At 65.9% G+C, this 16,617-nt stretch carries 17 protein-coding genes; 4 read left to right on the top strand and 13 right to left on the bottom strand.

All coding sequences use genetic code 11. The annotated features are described in order from the left end of the window. Positions 1–167: 167 nt before the first annotated feature. Entirely contained in the window at positions 168–1,058 is an 891-nt protein-coding gene (panB, locus tag QF050_RS16130) for a 3-methyl-2-oxobutanoate hydroxymethyltransferase (RefSeq protein WP_308931326.1), read from the top strand. A 184-nt stretch (positions 1,059–1,242) separates the two neighbouring features. On the opposite strand, the gene QF050_RS16135 is transcribed toward panB, so the two are convergent. Continuing rightward, positions 1,243–1,407, bottom strand: a complete 165-nt coding sequence (locus tag QF050_RS16135) for an SPOR domain-containing protein (RefSeq protein ID WP_159632225.1) — start codon at positions 1,405–1,407, stop codon at positions 1,243–1,245. Between the two features lie 121 nt (positions 1,408–1,528). Here QF050_RS16135 and map point away from each other — a divergent pair, with 121 nt between their 5' ends. Both map and ppgK read left to right on the top strand, forming a co-directional pair. Then, the gene (gene map / locus QF050_RS16140) at positions 1,529–2,407 is read left to right on the top strand and encodes a type I methionyl aminopeptidase (protein WP_308931327.1); all 879 of its coding nucleotides are present in this window, start codon (positions 1,529–1,531) and stop codon (positions 2,405–2,407) included. Positions 2,408–2,519: 112 nt separating this feature from the next. Continuing rightward, positions 2,520–3,323 (top strand): polyphosphate--glucose phosphotransferase, encoded by an 804-nt coding sequence (gene ppgK, locus QF050_RS16145; RefSeq protein ID WP_308931328.1) that lies wholly within the window; start codon positions 2,520–2,522, stop codon positions 3,321–3,323. A 51-nt stretch (positions 3,324–3,374) separates the two neighbouring features. Here the strand turns inward: ppgK and nrdR are convergent, their stop codons facing one another. The 3 genes from nrdR to QF050_RS16160 form a co-directional block, all read right to left on the bottom strand. Next, positions 3,375–3,875, bottom strand: a complete 501-nt coding sequence (nrdR, locus tag QF050_RS16150; RefSeq protein ID WP_308932192.1) for a transcriptional regulator NrdR — start codon at positions 3,873–3,875, stop codon at positions 3,375–3,377. Between the two features lie 147 nt (positions 3,876–4,022). Beyond that, entirely contained in the window at positions 4,023–5,396 is a 1,374-nt protein-coding gene (gene hisD / locus QF050_RS16155) for a histidinol dehydrogenase (RefSeq protein ID WP_308931329.1), read from the bottom strand. A gap of 4 nt (positions 5,397–5,400) precedes the next feature. Further along, positions 5,401–5,934, bottom strand: coding sequence for a hypothetical protein (locus QF050_RS16160; RefSeq protein WP_308931330.1), 534 nt, complete (start codon positions 5,932–5,934; stop codon positions 5,401–5,403). A 125-nt stretch (positions 5,935–6,059) separates the two neighbouring features. Here QF050_RS16160 and QF050_RS16165 point away from each other — a divergent pair, with 125 nt between their 5' ends. Beyond that, positions 6,060–6,560, top strand: a complete 501-nt coding sequence (locus QF050_RS16165; protein ID WP_308931331.1) for a flavin reductase family protein — start codon at positions 6,060–6,062, stop codon at positions 6,558–6,560. An 89-nt stretch (positions 6,561–6,649) separates the two neighbouring features. On the opposite strand, the gene dnaE is transcribed toward QF050_RS16165, so the two are convergent. From dnaE to ftsZ, 9 genes are all read right to left on the bottom strand, one after another. Further along, positions 6,650–10,207 (bottom strand): DNA polymerase III subunit alpha, encoded by a 3,558-nt coding sequence (dnaE, locus tag QF050_RS16170; protein WP_308931332.1) that lies wholly within the window; start codon positions 10,205–10,207, stop codon positions 6,650–6,652. Positions 10,208–10,257: 50 nt separating this feature from the next. Beyond that, positions 10,258–11,184, bottom strand: coding sequence for an RluA family pseudouridine synthase (locus tag QF050_RS16175; protein WP_308931333.1), 927 nt, complete (start codon positions 11,182–11,184; stop codon positions 10,258–10,260). Next, positions 11,177–11,749, bottom strand: coding sequence for a signal peptidase II (lspA, locus tag QF050_RS16180; RefSeq protein WP_308931334.1), 573 nt, complete (start codon positions 11,747–11,749; stop codon positions 11,177–11,179). Before lspA ends, QF050_RS16175 begins: the two co-directional genes overlap by 8 nt. Positions 11,750–11,843: 94 nt before the next feature. Then, complete coding sequence (locus QF050_RS16185) at positions 11,844–12,527, bottom strand: DivIVA domain-containing protein (RefSeq protein ID WP_308931335.1); 684 nt, start codon at positions 12,525–12,527, stop codon at positions 11,844–11,846. Between the two features lie 176 nt (positions 12,528–12,703). Continuing rightward, positions 12,704–12,991, bottom strand: coding sequence for a YggT family protein (locus tag QF050_RS16190; RefSeq protein ID WP_308931336.1), 288 nt, complete (start codon positions 12,989–12,991; stop codon positions 12,704–12,706). Positions 12,992–13,124: 133 nt separating this feature from the next. Further along, complete coding sequence (locus QF050_RS16195) at positions 13,125–13,655, bottom strand: cell division protein SepF (protein WP_308931337.1); 531 nt, start codon at positions 13,653–13,655, stop codon at positions 13,125–13,127. 90 nt (positions 13,656–13,745) lie between these two features. Further along, positions 13,746–14,498: a YggS family pyridoxal phosphate-dependent enzyme gene (locus tag QF050_RS16200; protein WP_308931338.1), complete on the bottom strand. Its 753-nt coding sequence runs from the start codon at positions 14,496–14,498 to the stop codon at positions 13,746–13,748. Then, the gene (locus QF050_RS16205) at positions 14,491–15,180 is read right to left on the bottom strand and encodes a polyphenol oxidase family protein (RefSeq protein ID WP_308931339.1); all 690 of its coding nucleotides are present in this window, start codon (positions 15,178–15,180) and stop codon (positions 14,491–14,493) included. Before QF050_RS16205 ends, QF050_RS16200 begins: the two co-directional genes overlap by 8 nt. Positions 15,181–15,188: 8 nt before the next feature. Then, positions 15,189–16,442: a cell division protein FtsZ gene (gene ftsZ, locus QF050_RS16210; protein WP_308931340.1), complete on the bottom strand. Its 1,254-nt coding sequence runs from the start codon at positions 16,440–16,442 to the stop codon at positions 15,189–15,191. Positions 16,443–16,617: the final 175 nt, after the last annotated feature.

Genomic DNA, 16,617 nt, shown 5'->3' on the forward strand with positions numbered 1-16,617 from the left:
GCCGTGCGTAACACAGCATTAACCTCCCGCGGCGCCCGCAGCGCGCACCGGCGGGGTTTACTGCGGGACTTCCACGGCGTTCCGGCACAGCCGCTATGACGCTAATCACCTTTACCGGGAGCCGGCTGCGGTAGCAAGCACGGCAGGTCCCGCACTACGCTCATCCCATGGCCACCAGCAACAGCTCCGACTCCAGCGCGTCCGCAGAAGTACCAGCCCCTTACGGCAGCGGCCCCGGAACACCGGCGGCCGCCGCGCCGAAACCAGCCAAGGTCCGCATCCACCACCTGCAGCAGGCCAAGCGCGACGGCACCAGGTTCGCCATGCTCACCGCCTACGAGCAGTACACAGCGGAGATTTTCGACGCTGCGGGCATTGAAGTGCTGCTGGTCGGTGATTCGGCCTCGAACAACGTCTTCGGCAACGAAACCAGCCTCCCGGTCACCGTGGACGAATTGCTGCCGCTGTGCCGCGCCGTCGCCAGGTCCGCGAAGCGCGCCATGGTGGTCGCCGACCTGCCCTTCGGCAGCTATGAGGTCAGCGCCGGACAGGCCGTCGCCACCGGCGTCCGCTTCCTGAAGGAAGGCCTGGCCCATGCGGTGAAAATCGAGGGCAGCGCGTATTACGCACCCACGGTGCGTGCAATGGTGCAGGCGGGCATCCCGGTGATGGCACACATCGGCTTCACCCCGCAGAGCGAACACGCACTGGGCGGATACCGGGTGCAAGGCCGGGGCGACGACGCCCGGCGGCTGATCGACGATGCCCGCGCCCTCGCCGCCGCAGGCGCGTTCTGCGTGCTCATGGAGATGGTCCCCGCCGACACCGCAGCCGCAGTGGACGCCGCCGTGGACGTTCCCACCATCGGCATTGGCGCCGGGAACGCGACCACGGGCCAAGTCCTCGTCTGGCAGGACATGGCCGGCTTGCGCGGCGGCCGGATGGCGAAATTCGTCAGACAATACGCGGACCTGCGTACCACCCTCCTGGACGCAGCCACCGCCTACGGCGAGGACGTCCGGTCAGGCCAGTTCCCCGGCCCGGAACATTCGTTCTAGCTTTTTACTTTGTCCCGAGGCCGCAGAGGAACGGTCGACCTGACGGAAATGCCAGCGCGACGTGCGGCGTCCGGGCGGTACTCCGGAAGCGGACGTCAAGGTGAGGCCGCCCGCGGCCGAGGCAGTCCGCGGAGGAGTGCCGTCCGGACACCCCGACACCAAGGCGCCCAACCCACCCAACTGTTCAGTCGTCGTCGCCCTTTTCCCAGGCTTCATTGCGCGCCCTGACCTTCTCAATGGCGTGCTCCGCTTCTTCGCGGGTCTTATAGGGCCCAATGAGCTGGCTCCAGTCAGAGAGCCGGTCCTCTTCCACTTCGTGGGTATTGACGTTGAACCAGTACTCAGTCATCGTTGCTCCTCGTTCCGGCGACAGGAAAGCCGCGGGTGATCCACGTAACACAAACACCTACGTGCGTCCTCCGCCGCTTGTCGGTTGTTAGGCGTTCTGCGGTGCCTTATATGATCAATCTATGCCTTCCCTTGCCTCCACTGCACCCACCGGCACCCTCACCCCGGGTACCGTGGGCCCGCAGCGTTCCGTCCCGGCGTCCATCCCCCGTCCGGAGTATGTCGGCAAGCCTGCCCCGGCCAAATTCACCGGCTCGGAGGTCAAGTCCGCCGAAACCATCGAAAAGATCCGCATCGCCGGACGGATCGCGGCCCAGGCCATCGTCGAGGTCGGCAAGCACATCCAGCCCGGCATCACCACCGATGAACTGGACAAGGTGGGCCACGAATTCCTGCTGGACCACCAGGCCTACCCCTCCACGCTCGGCTACCGCGGATTTCCCAAATCCCTGTGCTCGTCGCTGAACGAGGTCATCTGCCACGGCATCCCGGACAGCACTGTGGTCCAGGACGGCGACATCCTGAACATCGACATTACGGCGTACATCAACGGGGTCCACGGCGACACCAACTACAGGTTCCTGGTGGGTGACGTGGACGAGGAATCCCGGCTGCTCGTCGAACGCACCCGGGAGTCGCTCAACCGGGCCATCAAGGCGGTGGCCCCGGGGCGGGAAATCAACGTGATCGGCCGCGCCATCCAGTCCTACGCCAAGCGTTTTGGCTACGGCGTGGTGCGCGACTTCACCGGCCATGGCGTCGGCGAAGCATTCCACACCGGCCTGATCATCCCGCACTACGATGCCGCCCCCGCGTACAACACCGTGATCGAAACGGGAATGGTGTTCACGATCGAACCGATGCTCACCCTCGGAACCGTGGAGTGGGACATGTGGAGCGACGACTGGACCGTGGTGACCCGGGACCACAAGCGCACAGCCCAGTTCGAGCACACCCTGCTGGTCACCGAAACCGGTGCGGAAATCCTCACCCTGCCGTAGTCTGTCCCCTGCCTGCATGCGGCATCCGCTGCCCGTGCAGGCCCAACACCTGTATTTGGGGCCGCCCCAGGGCGCCCCTTCCCTGCCCGCCCCAGCCTAGAACGGAATCCCATTGGCCAAGAAGGACGAGAAGTCGCACAAGAACGCACCACTGATCGGCATCGACATCGGGGGTACGGGCATCAAGGGCGGCATTGTCGACCTGAAGAAGGGCAAGCTCCTCGGTGAACGCTTCCGGGTGCCCACCCCCCAGCCCGCCACCCCCGAAGCTGTCGCCGAAGCCGTGGCCCTCGTGGTCGCCGAACTCTCGGCGCGCCCCGAGGCCCCGGAGGCCGGCTCCCCCGTCGGCGTGACCTTCCCCGGCATCATCCAGCACGGTGTGGTCCACTCTGCAGCCAACGTTGACAAGAGCTGGCTGGACACGGACATCGATGCACTCCTCACGGAGCGGCTGGGCCGCCCCGTGGAGGTCATCAACGACGCCGATGCAGCAGGCCTGGCCGAAGCCCGTTACGGCGCCGGCGAAGGCGTCGCAGGCACCGTCCTGGTCATCACCCTGGGCACAGGCATCGGCTCCGCCTTCATCTTCGACGGCAAACTGGTACCGAACGCGGAGCTGGGACACCTTGAGATCGACGGCTTCGACGCCGAATCGAAAGCCTCAGCCGTAGCCCGGGAACGGGACGGACTGTCATGGGAGGAGTACAGCGTGCTGCTGCAGCGGTACTTCTCGCATGTGGAGTTCCTGTTCTCGCCGGAGCTGTTCATCGTCGGCGGCGGAATCTCCAAGCGCGCGGACGAGTACCTTCCCAACCTCAAGCTCAGGACCCCCATCGTCCCGGCCGTCCTGCGGAACGAGGCCGGCATTGTGGGCGCCGCCCTGGAAATCGCACTGAAGCACAAACTGGCCAAGTAAGGGTGGTGCCGGTGACGGCTGCGGCTTCCCCTCCGCTGCCGTCACCGGAGCTTAGAGAGGGCTCTTCTCGGAACTCTTCGGGCCGGCAGCGCCATTTGCGCCTTCCTCGGCCTCGTGGCGAAGCAGGGCAATAGCCGACTCGAAGTCCTCCAGGGACTCGAACGCCTGGTACACGCTTGCGAAGCGCAGGTACGCTACCTCGTCCAACTTCTGGAGCGGTCCGAGGATTACCAGGCCTACCTCGTGCGCATCGATTTCGGCGGCGCCGGACGAGCGGATCTGCTCCTCCACTTCCTGGGCCAGCATGGCGAGATCGTCTTCGCTGACAGGCCGGCCCTGGCATGCTTTACGCACCCCGTTGATCACCTTGCTGCGGCTGAAGGGTTCGCCGACTCCCGAGCGCTTGATGACGGAGAGGCTGGTGGTTTCCACGGTGGTGAACCGGCGGCCGCATTCGGGACACTGGCGCCGGCGTCGGATAGCCGAGCCGTCATCCGCCATCCGGCTGTCCACCACGCGGGAGTCGGGGTTGCGGCAGAACGGACAGTACATGGCGTTTCCCCTCTCACTTCCGGCGTCGAACGGCAACGGAGCCGGCAGCGCCGTTGGACGGCCTGCCATCCCAGTTTACGGCTACATCTGGGGTAATAACAAGCCTGTAATTACTATATGTAGTGGCCGGGACGCTATATGTAGTGGCTATCCGCGGACAGGGAACCGTGCACTCACTGCGTCCCCGTGGGCAGGCAGGTCCTCGGCCAGGGACAGACTCACAATATGGCCGCTGACCTCCGCCAACGCCTCCCGGCTGTAGTTGACCACCTGGATGGCGCGCAGGAACGTGGTGACGTTCAGGCCGGATGAAAAGGCAGCAGTCCCGCTGGTGGGCAGGACGTGGTTCGAGCCTGCGCAGTAGTCGCCCAGGCTGACCGGGCTGTAGTCCCCCACGAAGATCGCGCCGGCATTCCGAATCCGCGCGGCCACGGCGGCGGCGTCCCGCGTCATGATCTCCAGGTGCTCGGCGGCGTAGGCATCGCACGCGGCAATACCCTGGTCCAGGTTGTCCACCAGGACGACGCCGGACTGGGGACCGGACAGCGCCTCCCGGACCCGGGCGGAGTGCTTGGTTGCGGCGGCCTGCAGTTCCAGCTCGGCGCGCACCGCCGTGGCCAGCGGCTCGGAATCGGTGACCAGGACCGATGCCGCCTTGGGGTCGTGCTCGGCCTGGCTCAGCAGGTCCGCGGCCACCAGCGCCGGCTGCGCGGAATCATCGGCCAGGATGGCGATCTCCGTGGTTCCTGCCTCGGAATCGATGCCCACCACACCCTTGACCAGGCGCTTGGCGGTGGCGACGAAGATGTTGCCGGGCCCGGTCACCACGTCCACGGGCTCCAGCGCGGGACCGGCGTCAGCGGCCTCCACGCCGTAGGCAAACGCGGCGATGGCCTGCGCCCCGCCGATGCCGTAGACCTCAGTGATGCCCAGCAGCGCCGCGGCGGCAAGGATAGTGGGGTGCGGCAGGCCGCCGAACTCCTTCTGCGGCGGTGAAGCAAGGGCGATGGATTCCACCCCCGCCGCCAGCGCCGGCACCACGTTCATGATCACCGAGGACGGGTACACGGCCAGGCCGCCGGGAACATACAGCCCCACGCGCGCCACGGGCACCCAGTTCTGGCTGACGACGGCGCCGTCGCCCAGTTCGACATCGACGTTGCGGGGACGTTGCCGGTCGGCGAATTTCCGTGCCCGGCTGATGGATTCCTCCAATGCTGCCCGGACATCCGGGTCGAGCCCGTCCAGGGCTGAGGCGATCGCCTCCCGGGGAACCAGCGGATGGCGCTGCTGCACGCCGTCGAACTTTTCTGCAAGGTCCGCCAGCGCCGCGAAACCGCGCTGCCGGACGGCAGCGATGATGTCCAGGACCTTTTCCTCTGCATCCGCCACAGTCTGGCCCTTGGCGCGTGGAACGGCGGCGCGCAGGGCCGCGAGCGTCAGGGTGCGGCCCCGAAGGTCGATGGTGCGGAAGTCGACGGCGGCTGTCACGGGGGCAAGTGGCTGCGGGGAAGTGGTCACCGGACTATTTTACGGCGATGTTCCCGGCCGCAGTTCCCCCGGCGCTGCCGTCCGGCTTCCGGCCCGCCATACCCACCAGCTCCAAGACGAAGACCGACACTGCCGTGGCAGCCGGCCACAGCAGCAGCACAGGCAACGCCCGGAGCGAGAAGGCGATGCTGGCGTTCGCTGAGGTGTCCACCGCCGGGCCCCAGAGCCGGGCCGCGAGAAGACCGGTTCCCCAGGCAACCAGGCTGCCCGCTACCGCTCCGACCAGGCCGGCCAACAACGCCGCCCGGGGGTCCGGACGCTTACCGTCCGCCAGGAACACCGCCAGCAGGCAGCCGGCCAGCACCTGGATCCCGGCGAGTGTCAGGTCGCGCGGAAGCCACACCAACGGAGCTGTGCCCGAGGCCAGGGAGGGGTTCCCGGTGATCAGGTTCAATCCCCCCGGGGCCAGGAGCCACCAGAGGAGGCCGGCCGGAACGCCTGCCGCCGCGGGGACCAGCAGCAGGGACCATGGCAGCTGCCGCCGCGCGGGGCGGGCAAAGTTCGTCATGAAAGACACCTTAACAAAGGTTCCTGCGGAGCCCATCAGGGGTTCCACGGCTGCGTGTTTTCCCGCCTGGCCCGGGGGCCCATACGCTTGGGGAAAGAGATATGCCACTTAGTGCAGGAGTTCCGGTGACCGACAACAGCGAGCCCTTTGAGCAGACGTTCCGGGAGATGTTCCGTCGGCATGCCGCAGGCGTCGCCATCATCACCGTGAACTACCAGGACGAGCCCTACGGGTTCACCGCCACGTCGGTGGCCTCACTGTCCGCCAAACCGCCGCGCTTCACGTTCAATATGGCCCGCAGTTCCAGGTCCTGGCCCGCCGTTGCCAACACCCAGTACCTGGGAGTCCACATGCTGGGCCTGGAAAACCAGGAGTTGGCAGCCCGCTTCGCCAGGCCGGGCAACCGGTTCGAGGGCAACCACTGGGAAATCGGGCCCCACGGGGTGCCCATCCTGAAGGATGTGGCCGGCTGGCTGATCGGCGAGGTGCAGATGCGGCTGTCCTTCGAAAACAACGCCGTGGTGGTGGTCCAGGTGGTGGACGGCCAGGTGGGCGGCGACGGTGCGCCGCTGCTGTACCACGGCGGCGCCTACGGGCAGCCCGTTCCGCTGGACTACGAAATCTAGCGGCCTCCGGCCTTGGCGCCGGGCTGCCGTGCCCGGGGCTAAAGGCGCGGGCGACGCCGGAAGCCGGCTTCCGGCGTCGCCCTCCCCTGTCAGGCGTCCAGGCAGGCCGGGCCCAGCAGCACTTTCAAATCACCGAACAGGGACGGGCTGGGGTTCACCCGCAGGTGGACCGGCAGGCCCATGATCTCCGTGCGGGTGTCGCCCTGCAAATGCAGCCGCACTTCCGAGTTGCCCCGGTGCGTGCGCAGCACATCACCCAGTTCCGTGACTACGGCCTCGGTGGCCTTGTAAGTGGGCATGGTGATGACCAGCGGCCCGTGCAGGCCCTCGCTCAGGTCCGGAACGGACAATTCCATGCAGTTCAAGGTGATCGCGCCGTCATCGCGCTTTTGCAGGCGGCCCTTGACCACCACGATCAGGTCCTCCGCGAGCACGGAGGCGATGGGTCCGTAAACCTGGCCAAAGAACATGACTTCGATGGAACCGCCCAGGTCCTCGATCTCGGCCCGGGCGTAGGCGTTGCCGCTGGCTTTGGCGATGCGGCGGCTCAGCGAGGTGATCATGCCGGCGATGGTGATGATCGCGCCGTCCTGCGGCCCGTCCTCGCCGATGATGCTGGTGATGCTCATTTCCGCGTGCTGGCTCAGCAGCCCTTCGAGGCCCTGCAACGGGTGGTCCGAGACGTACAGGCCCAGCATGTCCCGCTCGAAGGACAGCTTGTCCTTCTTCTCCCACTCGGGCAGGTCCGGGATCTCGATGCTGAGCGACGCTTCCGATTCGGCTTCCTCAAAGCCGGCGAAGAGGTCGAACTGGCCGATTGCCTCGTTCCGCTTCAAGGTGATGACGGAGTCGATGGCTTCTTCGTGGATCATGGCCAGCGCACGCCGGTGGTGGCCCAGCGAGTCGAAGGCCCCGGACTTGATCAGGGATTCGATGGTCCTCTTGTTGCAGACCACCGCCGGCACCTTCATCAGGTAGTCCTTGAAGGACGTGTAGGCGCCTTCGCTCTCACGTGCGGTGACCATGGCCTCGACGGCGTTGGCACCCACGTTGCGGATGGCGCCCATGCCGAAGCGGATGTCATTGCCCACAGGGGTGAAGTTCAGGGCGGACTCGTTGACATCCGGCGGAAGCACCGTGATGCCCATGCGCCGGCATTCGTTCAGGTAGATGGCGGACTTGTCCTTGTCGTCGCCGACGGAGGTCAGCAGTGCCGCCATGTACTCGGGGGCGTAGTGCGCTTTCAGGTAAGCGGTCCAGTAGGAGATGACCCCATACGCGGCGGAGTGGGCCTTGTTGAAGGCATAGTCGGAGAAGGGCAGGAGGATGTCCCAGAGGGTCTTGACCGCCTCCATGGAGTAGCCGTTGTCCTGCATGCCCTGGGAGAATCCGGCGAACTGCTTATCCAGTTCCGACTTCTTTTTCTTGCCCATGGCGCGCCGGAGGATGTCTGCCTGGCCCAGCGAGTAGCCGGCCAGCTTCTGCGCCACGGCCATCACCTGCTCCTGGTACACGATCAGGCCATACGTTCCGCCGAGGATCTCCTTGAGCGGTTCCTCCAGTTCCGGGTGGATGGGGATGACTTCCTGGATCCCGTTCTTGCGCAGCGCGTAGTCGGTGTGGGCGTTGGCGCCCATGGGGCCGGGCCGGTACAGCGCCAGCACCGCGGAGATGTCTTCGAAGTTGTCAGGCTTCATGAGCTTGAGCAGGGACCGCATGGGGCCGCCGTCGAGCTGGAACACGCCCAGGGTGTCACCGCGGGCCAGGAGTTCGTAGGACGGGGCGTCGTCGAGCTCGAGGTTTTCCAGGTCCAGCTCGATGCCGCGGTTCATCTTGATGTTCTCGAGGGCATCGGAAATGATCGTCAGGTTCCGCAGGCCCAGGAAGTCCATCTTGATCAGGCCAAGGCCCTCGGACGTCGGGTAGTCGAACTGGGTGATCACCTGGCCGTCCTGGAAGCGGCGCATGATGGGGATGACGTCGATGATGGGGTCCGAGGACATGATGACGCCGGCCGCGTGCACGCCCCACTGGCGCTTCAGGCCTTCGATGCCCAGGGCCGTCTCGAAGACCTTGGCGGCTTCCGGGTCGGTGGCGATCAGCTGCCGGAAGTCGCCGGCCTCGCTGTAGCGCTTGGCTTCGGGGTTCTGGATGTCCGCGAGCGGAATGTCCTTGGCCATCACGGCGGGAGGCAGGGCCTTGGTCAGCGTCTCGCCCATGCTGAACGGGTAGCCCAGGACGCGGGAGGAGTCCTTCAGGGCCTGCTTGGTCTTGATGGTGCCGTAGGTGACGATCATGGCGACCCGTTCGTCACCGTACTTGCGGGTCACATAGTCGATGACTTCCGAGCGGCGCCGGTCATCGAAGTCGACGTCGAAGTCGGGCATGGACACGCGGTCCGGGTTGAGGAAGCGTTCGAAGATCAGGCCGTGGCGCAGGGGGTCGAGGTCGGTGATGCGCATGGCGTAGGCAACCATGGAACCTGCACCCGAGCCACGGCCGGGGCCAACACGGATGCCGTTGTTCTTGGCCCAGTTGATGAAGTCGGCAACCACCAGGAAGTAGCCGGGGAACCCCATGGACGTGATGACGCCGAGCTCGTAGTCTGCCTGTTTGCGGACCTCGTCCGGAATGCCGCCCGGGTAACGGTACTGCAGGCCCTTGTCCACTTCCTTGACCAGCCATGAGGTCTCGTCCTCGCCTGGCGGGCACGGGAACCGGGGCATGAAGTTGGCGTCCGTGTTGAAGGACACCTCGCAGCGCTCGGCGATCAGCAGGGTGTTGTCGCAGGCGTCCGGGTGGTCGCGGAAAAGCTCGCGCATCTCCTGCGGGGATTTGAGGTAGTAGCCGCTGCCGGAGAACGCGAACCGGGAGCCGCCGTTGTCATAGGTGGGTTCGAGCAGCGTGGAGCCGGACTGGATGGCCAGCAGGGCCTCGTGGGCCTTGGCATCGTGCTCGTGGGTGTAGTGGAGGTCGTTGGTGGCCACCAGCGGCAGGTTCAGGTCCTTGGCGAGCCTCAGGAGGTCGCCGGTAACCCGCCGTTCAATGTCCAGCCCGTGGTCCATGAGCTCGCAGAAGTAGTTTTCCGCCCCGAAGATGTCCCGGAATTCGGCTGCCGCCTCCAGTGCTTCGCGGTACTGGCCGAGCCGGAGCCGGGTCTGCACCTCACCGGAGGGGCATCCGGTGGTGGCGATGAGCCCTTCGGAGTAGGTGTTGAGCAGCTCCCGGTCCAGCCGCGGCCACTTGCCGAACACGGAATCCAGGGAGGCGATGGAGGAGGCCCGGAAAAGGTTCCGCATGCCCACGTTGTTGTAGCTCAGGAGCGTCATGTGGGTGTAGGAGCCGCCGCCGGAGACGTCGTCCTTGCGCTGGGACTCATCGCCCCAGCGGACACGTTCCTTGTCCGTGCGGGCGGTGCCGGGCGTTACGTAGGCTTCGACACCGATGATCGGCTTGATGCCCTTGTCCGTGGCCTTGCGCCAAAAATCGAACGCCCCGAACAAGTAGCCGTGGTCGGTGGTGGCAAGGGCCGGCATGCCCAGGCGCTCGGTTTCATCGAACAGCTCGCCCAGGCGGGCAGCTCCATCCAGCATGGAATATTCGGTGTGGGTGTGCAGGTGGACAAACGAATCTTTGCTGGAACTCACCGCACTATTCTAAGCGCTGCCGCTTGGCGGCCCCGCGCAGGCTGCCCGTGTCAGGCCTGACCCGATTCCAGCACGTCCAGGGCGTAGGCCAGGTCCTGCGGGTAATCGCTGGTGACGGTGACGCGCTCCCCCGTCACCGGGTGGTCGAATCCCAGTTGGCGGGCGTGGAGCCACTGCCGGGTGAGCCCCAGGGTGGCGGCAAGGCGCGGGTCGGCACCGTAGGTGAGGTCGCCGGCGCACGGGTGTCGGAGGGCGGAAAAGTGGACCCTGATCTGGTGCGTCCGGCCCGTTTCCAGGTGGACTTCCACCAGGCTGGCCTTGCCGAAGGCTTCCAGGACTTCGTAGTGGGTCACTGAGGGGCGGCCGTCCTCGATGACGGCAAAACGCCAGTCGTGTCCGGGGTGCCGCCCGATGGGGGCGTCGATGGTGCCTGTCAGCGGGTCCGGAAGGCCCTGCACCACCGCGTGGTACACCTTGTCCACCGTGCGCTCCTTGAAGGCCCGCTTGAGGGCCGTGTAGGCCCGCTCGGACTTCGCCACCACCATCACCCCGGAAGTTCCGACGTCCAGCCGGTGCACGATTCCGGCCCGCTCCGGCGCGCCGGAGGTGGAGATGCGGTAGCCGGCGCCGGCCAATCCGCCCACCACGGTGGGCCCAACCCAGCCCGGCGAGGGATGCGCCGCGACACCCACGGGCTTGTCGACGACGACAAAGTCCTCGTCATCCAGCAGGATCTTCAGGCCTTCCACAACTTCCTCCACGACTTCCAGCGGGTCCCGCCGCTCCGGGACGGTGACGTCAAGGACATCCCCCGCCACAAGTTTTGCCGATTTCCCCAGCGCCTTCCCCCGGGTGAGCACATGGCCCTCTGCCAGCAGGGATGCGGCCACAGACCGCGAGACGCCCAGGAGGCCGGCCAGTCCGGCGTCGGCCCGTGTTCCGCCGAATTCCTCGGCGACAACGATTCGCTCACTCATGGCCGGGCTTGTCCTTGTGCGCGTTCCCGAGGCGTGTGCCATCCAGGGCGATTCCGCGGATGGTCAAGATGCAGATGATGGCGACGGCGGACACGACGGCGGAGTCCGCGATGTTGAAGATCGCGAAGTTGGGGAGCTGGATGAAGTCCACCACGTGCCCCATGCCGAAGGAGGGTTCGCGGAAGAGCCGGTCCGTCAGGTTGCCCAGGGCGCCGCCCAGCAGCAGGCCGAGCGCGAGGGACCACCAGGCCGAGCCCAGCCTGCGGACCTGGAAGAGGATGGCGACGGCGACGCCGGCCATGATGATGGAGAACACCCACGTGACGTTCTCCCCGATCGAAAACGCGGCACCGGAGTTCCGGATGAAGTACCAGTGCAGAAGGGGCGGCAGCACAGGGATCCGTTCTCCCTCCACCATGGTGGAAGTCACCCAGAGTTTCGTCAGCTGGTCCAGGACGTAGGCAAAGACCGCGAACCCGCCGAAGAGGGACAACAGCACAGCCCGTCGGGGGCGCGGAGAGGATGGGACAGGGCGTGCGGCGTCGGCTGCAAGTTCGTCAGTCATGGTGCTTTCACTTCGAAAAACTTAGGTATCAATGCCAAAAGCCGGTGGCCGAGGAATCCTCAGCCACCGGCTTTCAGAATACGTGCTGCCAGGGTTAGTTCGCTTCGCTGACTTCCGGCGTCGCGACGGAACCACGGGCGTCCAGGTCGCGGAGCTGGCCCTCGATGTAGGCCTTCAGGCGTGAACGGTAGTCGCGTTCGAAGCCGCGGAGCTGCTCCACCTTGCGCTCCAGGACCGAACGCTGCTGTTCCAGTGCGCCCAGGATCTTGCGGGACTTCTCCTGTGCGTCGTTGACGAGGCTGCTGGCTTCGATCTGCGCTTCCGCGATGATCTTGTCCTTCTGGGCCTGGCCTTCGGCGACGTGGCGGTCGTGCATCTGCTGCGCCATGGCCAGCAGGCCGGCAGCGGATTCGGCGGAAGGAGTGGAGGCGGCAGACGCTGCGGGGGCGGCGGCGACCGGAGCGGCCGGCTGGACGTCCTTCTTCTTGCTGGCTTCGGCAGCCTTCGCTTCGGCTTCAGCCTTCTCGCGGGCTTCATCCTTGTCGGACTTGACCGGGGCGGGGACCTTTTCCACCACAGGTGCGGCAGCGGTGCTTGCCGGAACGCTGGAACCGGCCTCGGCGAGCTTCTTGCGGAGCTCGTCGTTTTCCTGGTTCAGGCGGCGGAGTTCAACGACGATTTCGTCCAGGAAGTCATCAACCTCGTCCTGGTCATAGCCCTCGCGGAACTTGGTGGGCTGAAAGCGCTTGTTGACAACGTCTTCTGGCGTCAAAGCCATCTGGTCACCTCACTGGTCTGGTTAGTCAGTAGGCCTTCCGGCCGTCAAAACTACGGTACCTAAATTTGGTCTGCTTACTCTAATTCAACACTGCGGTGTCAAACGGGAGGTTTCTTTGCTTTACAGTAGCTGTTCCCGGGAGGATCATCCTGCATTGCCAAGTCTTTGTTGGTGAATCAGGCCAGGTTCCTGGTGATGCTCATCGCAATGCTGACGCCGATGAACAGGATCAGGAAGCCCAGGTCCAGGGAGATGCCGCCGAGCCGGAGGGGCGGGATCATGCGCCTCAGTCCCTTGAGCGGCGGGTCGGTGATGGAGTACACAGCGTGTGCCACCACAAGTGCCGCGCCCCGGGGCCGCCATTCCCTCGCGAACATCTGCACCCAGTCGTAGACCAGGCGGATGATGAGGGCGACGAAGAACAGCAGCAGCGCGAGATAGAGAAGTCCGAAAACAATTCCCATGACTTATTTCATATCTCCATATTTCGTGCGGACATCCCGTCCGGATGCCGCGTTGTCCTGCTGTTGTCTTGTCTATTTCAGCACAGATGCCAGACAGGTGTCCCTGCCTGGCATCTGTCTGCGGCTTTGGCCGTCAGCTCTGGTTGAAGAAACTGGCCTGCGTTTCGCTGACCTTCTTGTCGTCGCCGATCACTTCGACGTAGGACGGTGAGAGCAGGAACACTTTGTTGGTCACCCGTTCGATGCTTCCGCGCAGGCCGAATACCAACCCGGCCGAGAAGTCCACCAGGCGCTTTGCGTCTGCCTCGCCCATGTCAGTGACGTTCATGATCACCGGGATACCGTCCCGGAAACTCTCACCGATGAGCTTGGCATCGTTGTAGGAGCGGGGGTGGATGGTGGTGATCTGGCGAAGTCCGGTGTTCTCTTCACGGCTTGACGCTGCACGCTTAATCGGGGTCACAGGGGCGCGGTATTCCTCTTCAGGGGTGTAAGACGCCTCACGGCTGACTTCGCGGACCGGTGCCGGGGCACGGCGCTCATCGCGGTCGACTTCCATGGGTTCGTCCTCATCCTTACGTGTGGTCTGGTGCTCGGACTCGTAATGCTCATCGCCGTCGGCGAGCCCAAGATAGATCATTGTCTTGCGCAGAGCGCCGGCCATGGTCGACTCCTAATCGTGTCCCGTAAGCGGGCCGCCCAATGACTTGACAGCACTGGAGTCCCCCGCCCATCACTTCCAACAGGTCCGACGCTACCCCACCGCGGGACGCGATCCGAGAATATCGGAACCGATTCGCAGGTGTGTCGCCCCGAACTTGATGGCCGCCTCCAGGTCCTGGCTCATGCCTGCCGAGATGGCCGCGGCGCCCGGGTGGTCCGCCACGAGCCGGGCCGAGACAGCTGCGAGTTTCTCGAACGCCGGTTCAGGCGGGGCACCCAGTGGCGCCACCGCCATCACGCCTGCCAGGTGCAGGCCGGCGGAACCGGCGATCCTCTCCGCCAGGAGCGGCACCTCGGCCGGGGCCGCCCCGCCGCGGTGCGTGCCGCCGTCGTCCTCCAGGCTGACCTGGATGAAGCAGGCCAAAGGGTTCCGGCCGCCGGCATCCATCTCGTTCCGCACCGCCTTGGCCAAGGCGTCCACCAGCTGGACGCGGTCCACTGAATGGACGGCGGCGGCGTACCGGACCACCGACTTGGCCTTTTTGCTCTGCAGCTGGCCTACGAAATGCCAGTTGAGGGCAAGCGCGGCCAGTTCGGCGGCTTTGGCGGCTGCCTCCTGGTCCCGGTTCTCGCCGACGTCGGTGACCCCGAGCGCTGCGAGGCGCCGGATGTCAGCGGCCGGGTGGAACTTGGTGACCACGATGAGCGACGGCGGCCGGTCACCGCGTCCGCTCGCCTCAGCAGCAGCAGCGATCCTATTCCGTACCGCGGCGAGCCGCTCTGCCAGCTCTGCGGCGCGGGGGTCGAGCGCCGGGTCCTGAACGTCGTGCGGATGCTCAGTCATGGCACCACACCAGCCCGGCGAAACGGCCGGTATTCCGGTCGCGGCGGTAGGAGTACAAGGTTTCAGTCTCGAGGGTGCAGGGACCGGAGTACGCCACTTCCACGCCGGCGGCCTCGAGCTGGCTCCGCGCACCGGCCGGGAGGTCCAGCCCGGGGGTCCCCCAGGAGGTGGTACTCCACGTTGCCGGCACCTTGGCGGCTACCTCCTCGCGCAGGGCGGCCGGGACCTCGTAGCAGGCTCCGCAGATCGAGGGCCCCAGCCAGGCGCGGATACGGGACGCCCCAAGGGACTTCATGGCGTCCACGGCGGCGGGAAGGACACCATTGGCGGTACCCGGGCGGCCGGCGTGGACTGCGGCGAGGACCGGCCCGTTGCCCGATTCACCGGCGAGCACCACGGGAATGCAGTCCGCCACCATGACAGCCAGGGGAATGCCCCGGGACACCATGGCATCGGCCTCGGGCACGGGAGAGTCCCACTCCATCAGGGCGACGGTGGTGCCGTGAACCTGGTTCATGAAGCGCAGTGACCGCCGGGCGGCACCGATGGATTCCTCCAGGCGGCTCCGGCGCTCCATGACCTGCGCGGGGTCGTCCCCCACGTGGAGGGCCAGGTTTCCCGCAGTGGCGTCGGTAAATGCGGCCGACACCCCGGGCAGGATGTCGGCCTGCCAATGGAACAAGCCGGTGCCTACTTCAGGAAGTCGGGGACATCCAGGTCATCCGGGTGGTTGCCGGTGATGTCCGGCTCCACGACGGAGGGGAGGTCTACGTCGAAGCCGGAGTCGGCCGGGACAGCAGACGGACGCTGCTGGCCCCAGTTGCTCAGGCCCGCTGCGCCGACACCGGCGTGGATGGGCTGGGCGTTCTGCTGGTGGCTTCCATTGCCCTGGTGGTTTCCGCCCTGGGGGTGGGCCGAGGCGGGAGCTGCCGCGGGGGCAGCGGGCCGCTGGGGGGCGGCCTGCGGCTGGGACTGGTCCATGGAAGGTGAAGTGGCCTTGACGTCATCGAAGCCGGCAGCGATAACGGTGACGCGTGCTTCGTCGCCCAGGGCGTCGTCGATGACGGCACCGAAGATGATGTTGGCCTCGGGGTGGGCCACTTCCTGGACCAGCCGCGCGGCTTCGTTGATCTCGAACAGGCCCAGGTCCGAGCCGCCCTGGATGGAAAGCAGCACGCCGTGGGCGCCGTCGATGGAGGCTTCCAGCAGCGGTGACGCGATGGCCAGTTCGGCAGCCTTGACGGCGCGGTCCTCACCGCGTGCCGAGCCAATGCCCATGAGGGCCGAGCCGGCACCCTGCATCACGGACTTGACGTCCGCGAAGTCGAGGTTGATCAGGCCAGGGGTGGTGATGAGGTCGGTGATGCCCTGGACGCCGGACAGCAGGACCTGGTCGGCGGAGCGGAAGGCGTCCAGCACCGAGACGTTCCGGTCACTGATGGAAAGCAGGCGGTCGTTGGGGATCACGATCAGGGTGTCGACTTCGTCGCGCAGGGCGTCGATTCCGGCCTCGGCGGAACCGGCGCGGCGCCGGCCCTCGAAGGTGAACGGACGGGTTACCACGCCAATGGTCAGGGCCCCGAGGGAGCGTGCAATGCGGGCGACGACGGGCGCGCCGCCAGTGCCCGTCCCGCCGCCTTCGCCGGCGGTCACGAACACCATGTCGGCGCCGCGGAGGACTTCCTCGATCTCGTCCGCGTGGTCCTCGGCAGCCTGCTTCCCCACCTCCGGGTTGGCGCCGGCCCCCAGGCCGCGGGTCAGCTCGCGCCCGACGTCGAGCTTGACGTCGGCGTCGCTCATCAGCAGGGCCTGGGCGTCGGTGTTGATGGCGATGAATTCAACACCCCTGAGGCCGACCTCGATCATGCGGTTGACTGCGTTCACGCCACCGCCGCCGATGCCGACGACTTTGATGACGGCCAAGTAATTCTGCGGAGCTGCCACGTTACGTGTCCCTTGTTCGTGTCTGTATTGCGAAAACTGATGGTGAGCTTGAAGCCTGCAACCTTAACCTTCGACTTGAAGGTTATAGTTATGTCAAGTAACTCATGTCTGTGACGGTATTTCCTCTGGTTCCGACATTCAATAACCGGGTCCGCGTGTCGGATTAATACCGGGA

Source organism: Arthrobacter sp. SLBN-112 (assembly GCF_030944625.1).
Lineage (GTDB): Bacteria > Actinomycetota > Actinomycetes > Actinomycetales > Micrococcaceae > Arthrobacter.

What these genes read in the sequence shown, in the direction of transcription:
- QF050_RS16200 (WP_308931338.1), bottom strand. Translation starts at nt 14,498, where the DNA reads ATGACTGAGCATCCGCACGACGTTCAGGACCCGGCGCTCGACCCCCGC.
- lspA (WP_308931334.1), bottom strand. Translation starts at nt 11,749, where the DNA reads ATGACTGACGAACTTGCAGCCGACGCCGCACGCCCTGTCCCATCCTCT.
- QF050_RS16185 (WP_308931335.1), bottom strand. Translation starts at nt 12,527, where the DNA reads ATGGCTTTGACGCCAGAAGACGTTGTCAACAAGCGCTTTCAGCCCACC.
- panB (WP_308931326.1), top strand. Translation starts at nt 168, where the DNA reads ATGGCCACCAGCAACAGCTCCGACTCCAGCGCGTCCGCAGAAGTACCA.
- map (WP_308931327.1), top strand. Translation starts at nt 1,529, where the DNA reads ATGCCTTCCCTTGCCTCCACTGCACCCACCGGCACCCTCACCCCGGGT.
- QF050_RS16135 (WP_159632225.1), bottom strand. Translation starts at nt 1,407, where the DNA reads ATGACTGAGTACTGGTTCAACGTCAATACCCACGAAGTGGAAGAGGAC.
- QF050_RS16175 (WP_308931333.1), bottom strand. Translation starts at nt 11,184, where the DNA reads ATGAGTGAGCGAATCGTTGTCGCCGAGGAATTCGGCGGAACACGGGCC.
- QF050_RS16190 (WP_308931336.1), bottom strand. Translation starts at nt 12,991, where the DNA reads ATGGGAATTGTTTTCGGACTTCTCTATCTCGCGCTGCTGCTGTTCTTC.
- nrdR (WP_308932192.1), bottom strand. Translation starts at nt 3,875, where the DNA reads ATGTACTGTCCGTTCTGCCGCAACCCCGACTCCCGCGTGGTGGACAGC.
- QF050_RS16160 (WP_308931330.1), bottom strand. Translation starts at nt 5,934, where the DNA reads ATGACGAACTTTGCCCGCCCCGCGCGGCGGCAGCTGCCATGGTCCCTG.
- QF050_RS16195 (WP_308931337.1), bottom strand. Translation starts at nt 13,655, where the DNA reads ATGGCCGGCGCTCTGCGCAAGACAATGATCTATCTTGGGCTCGCCGAC.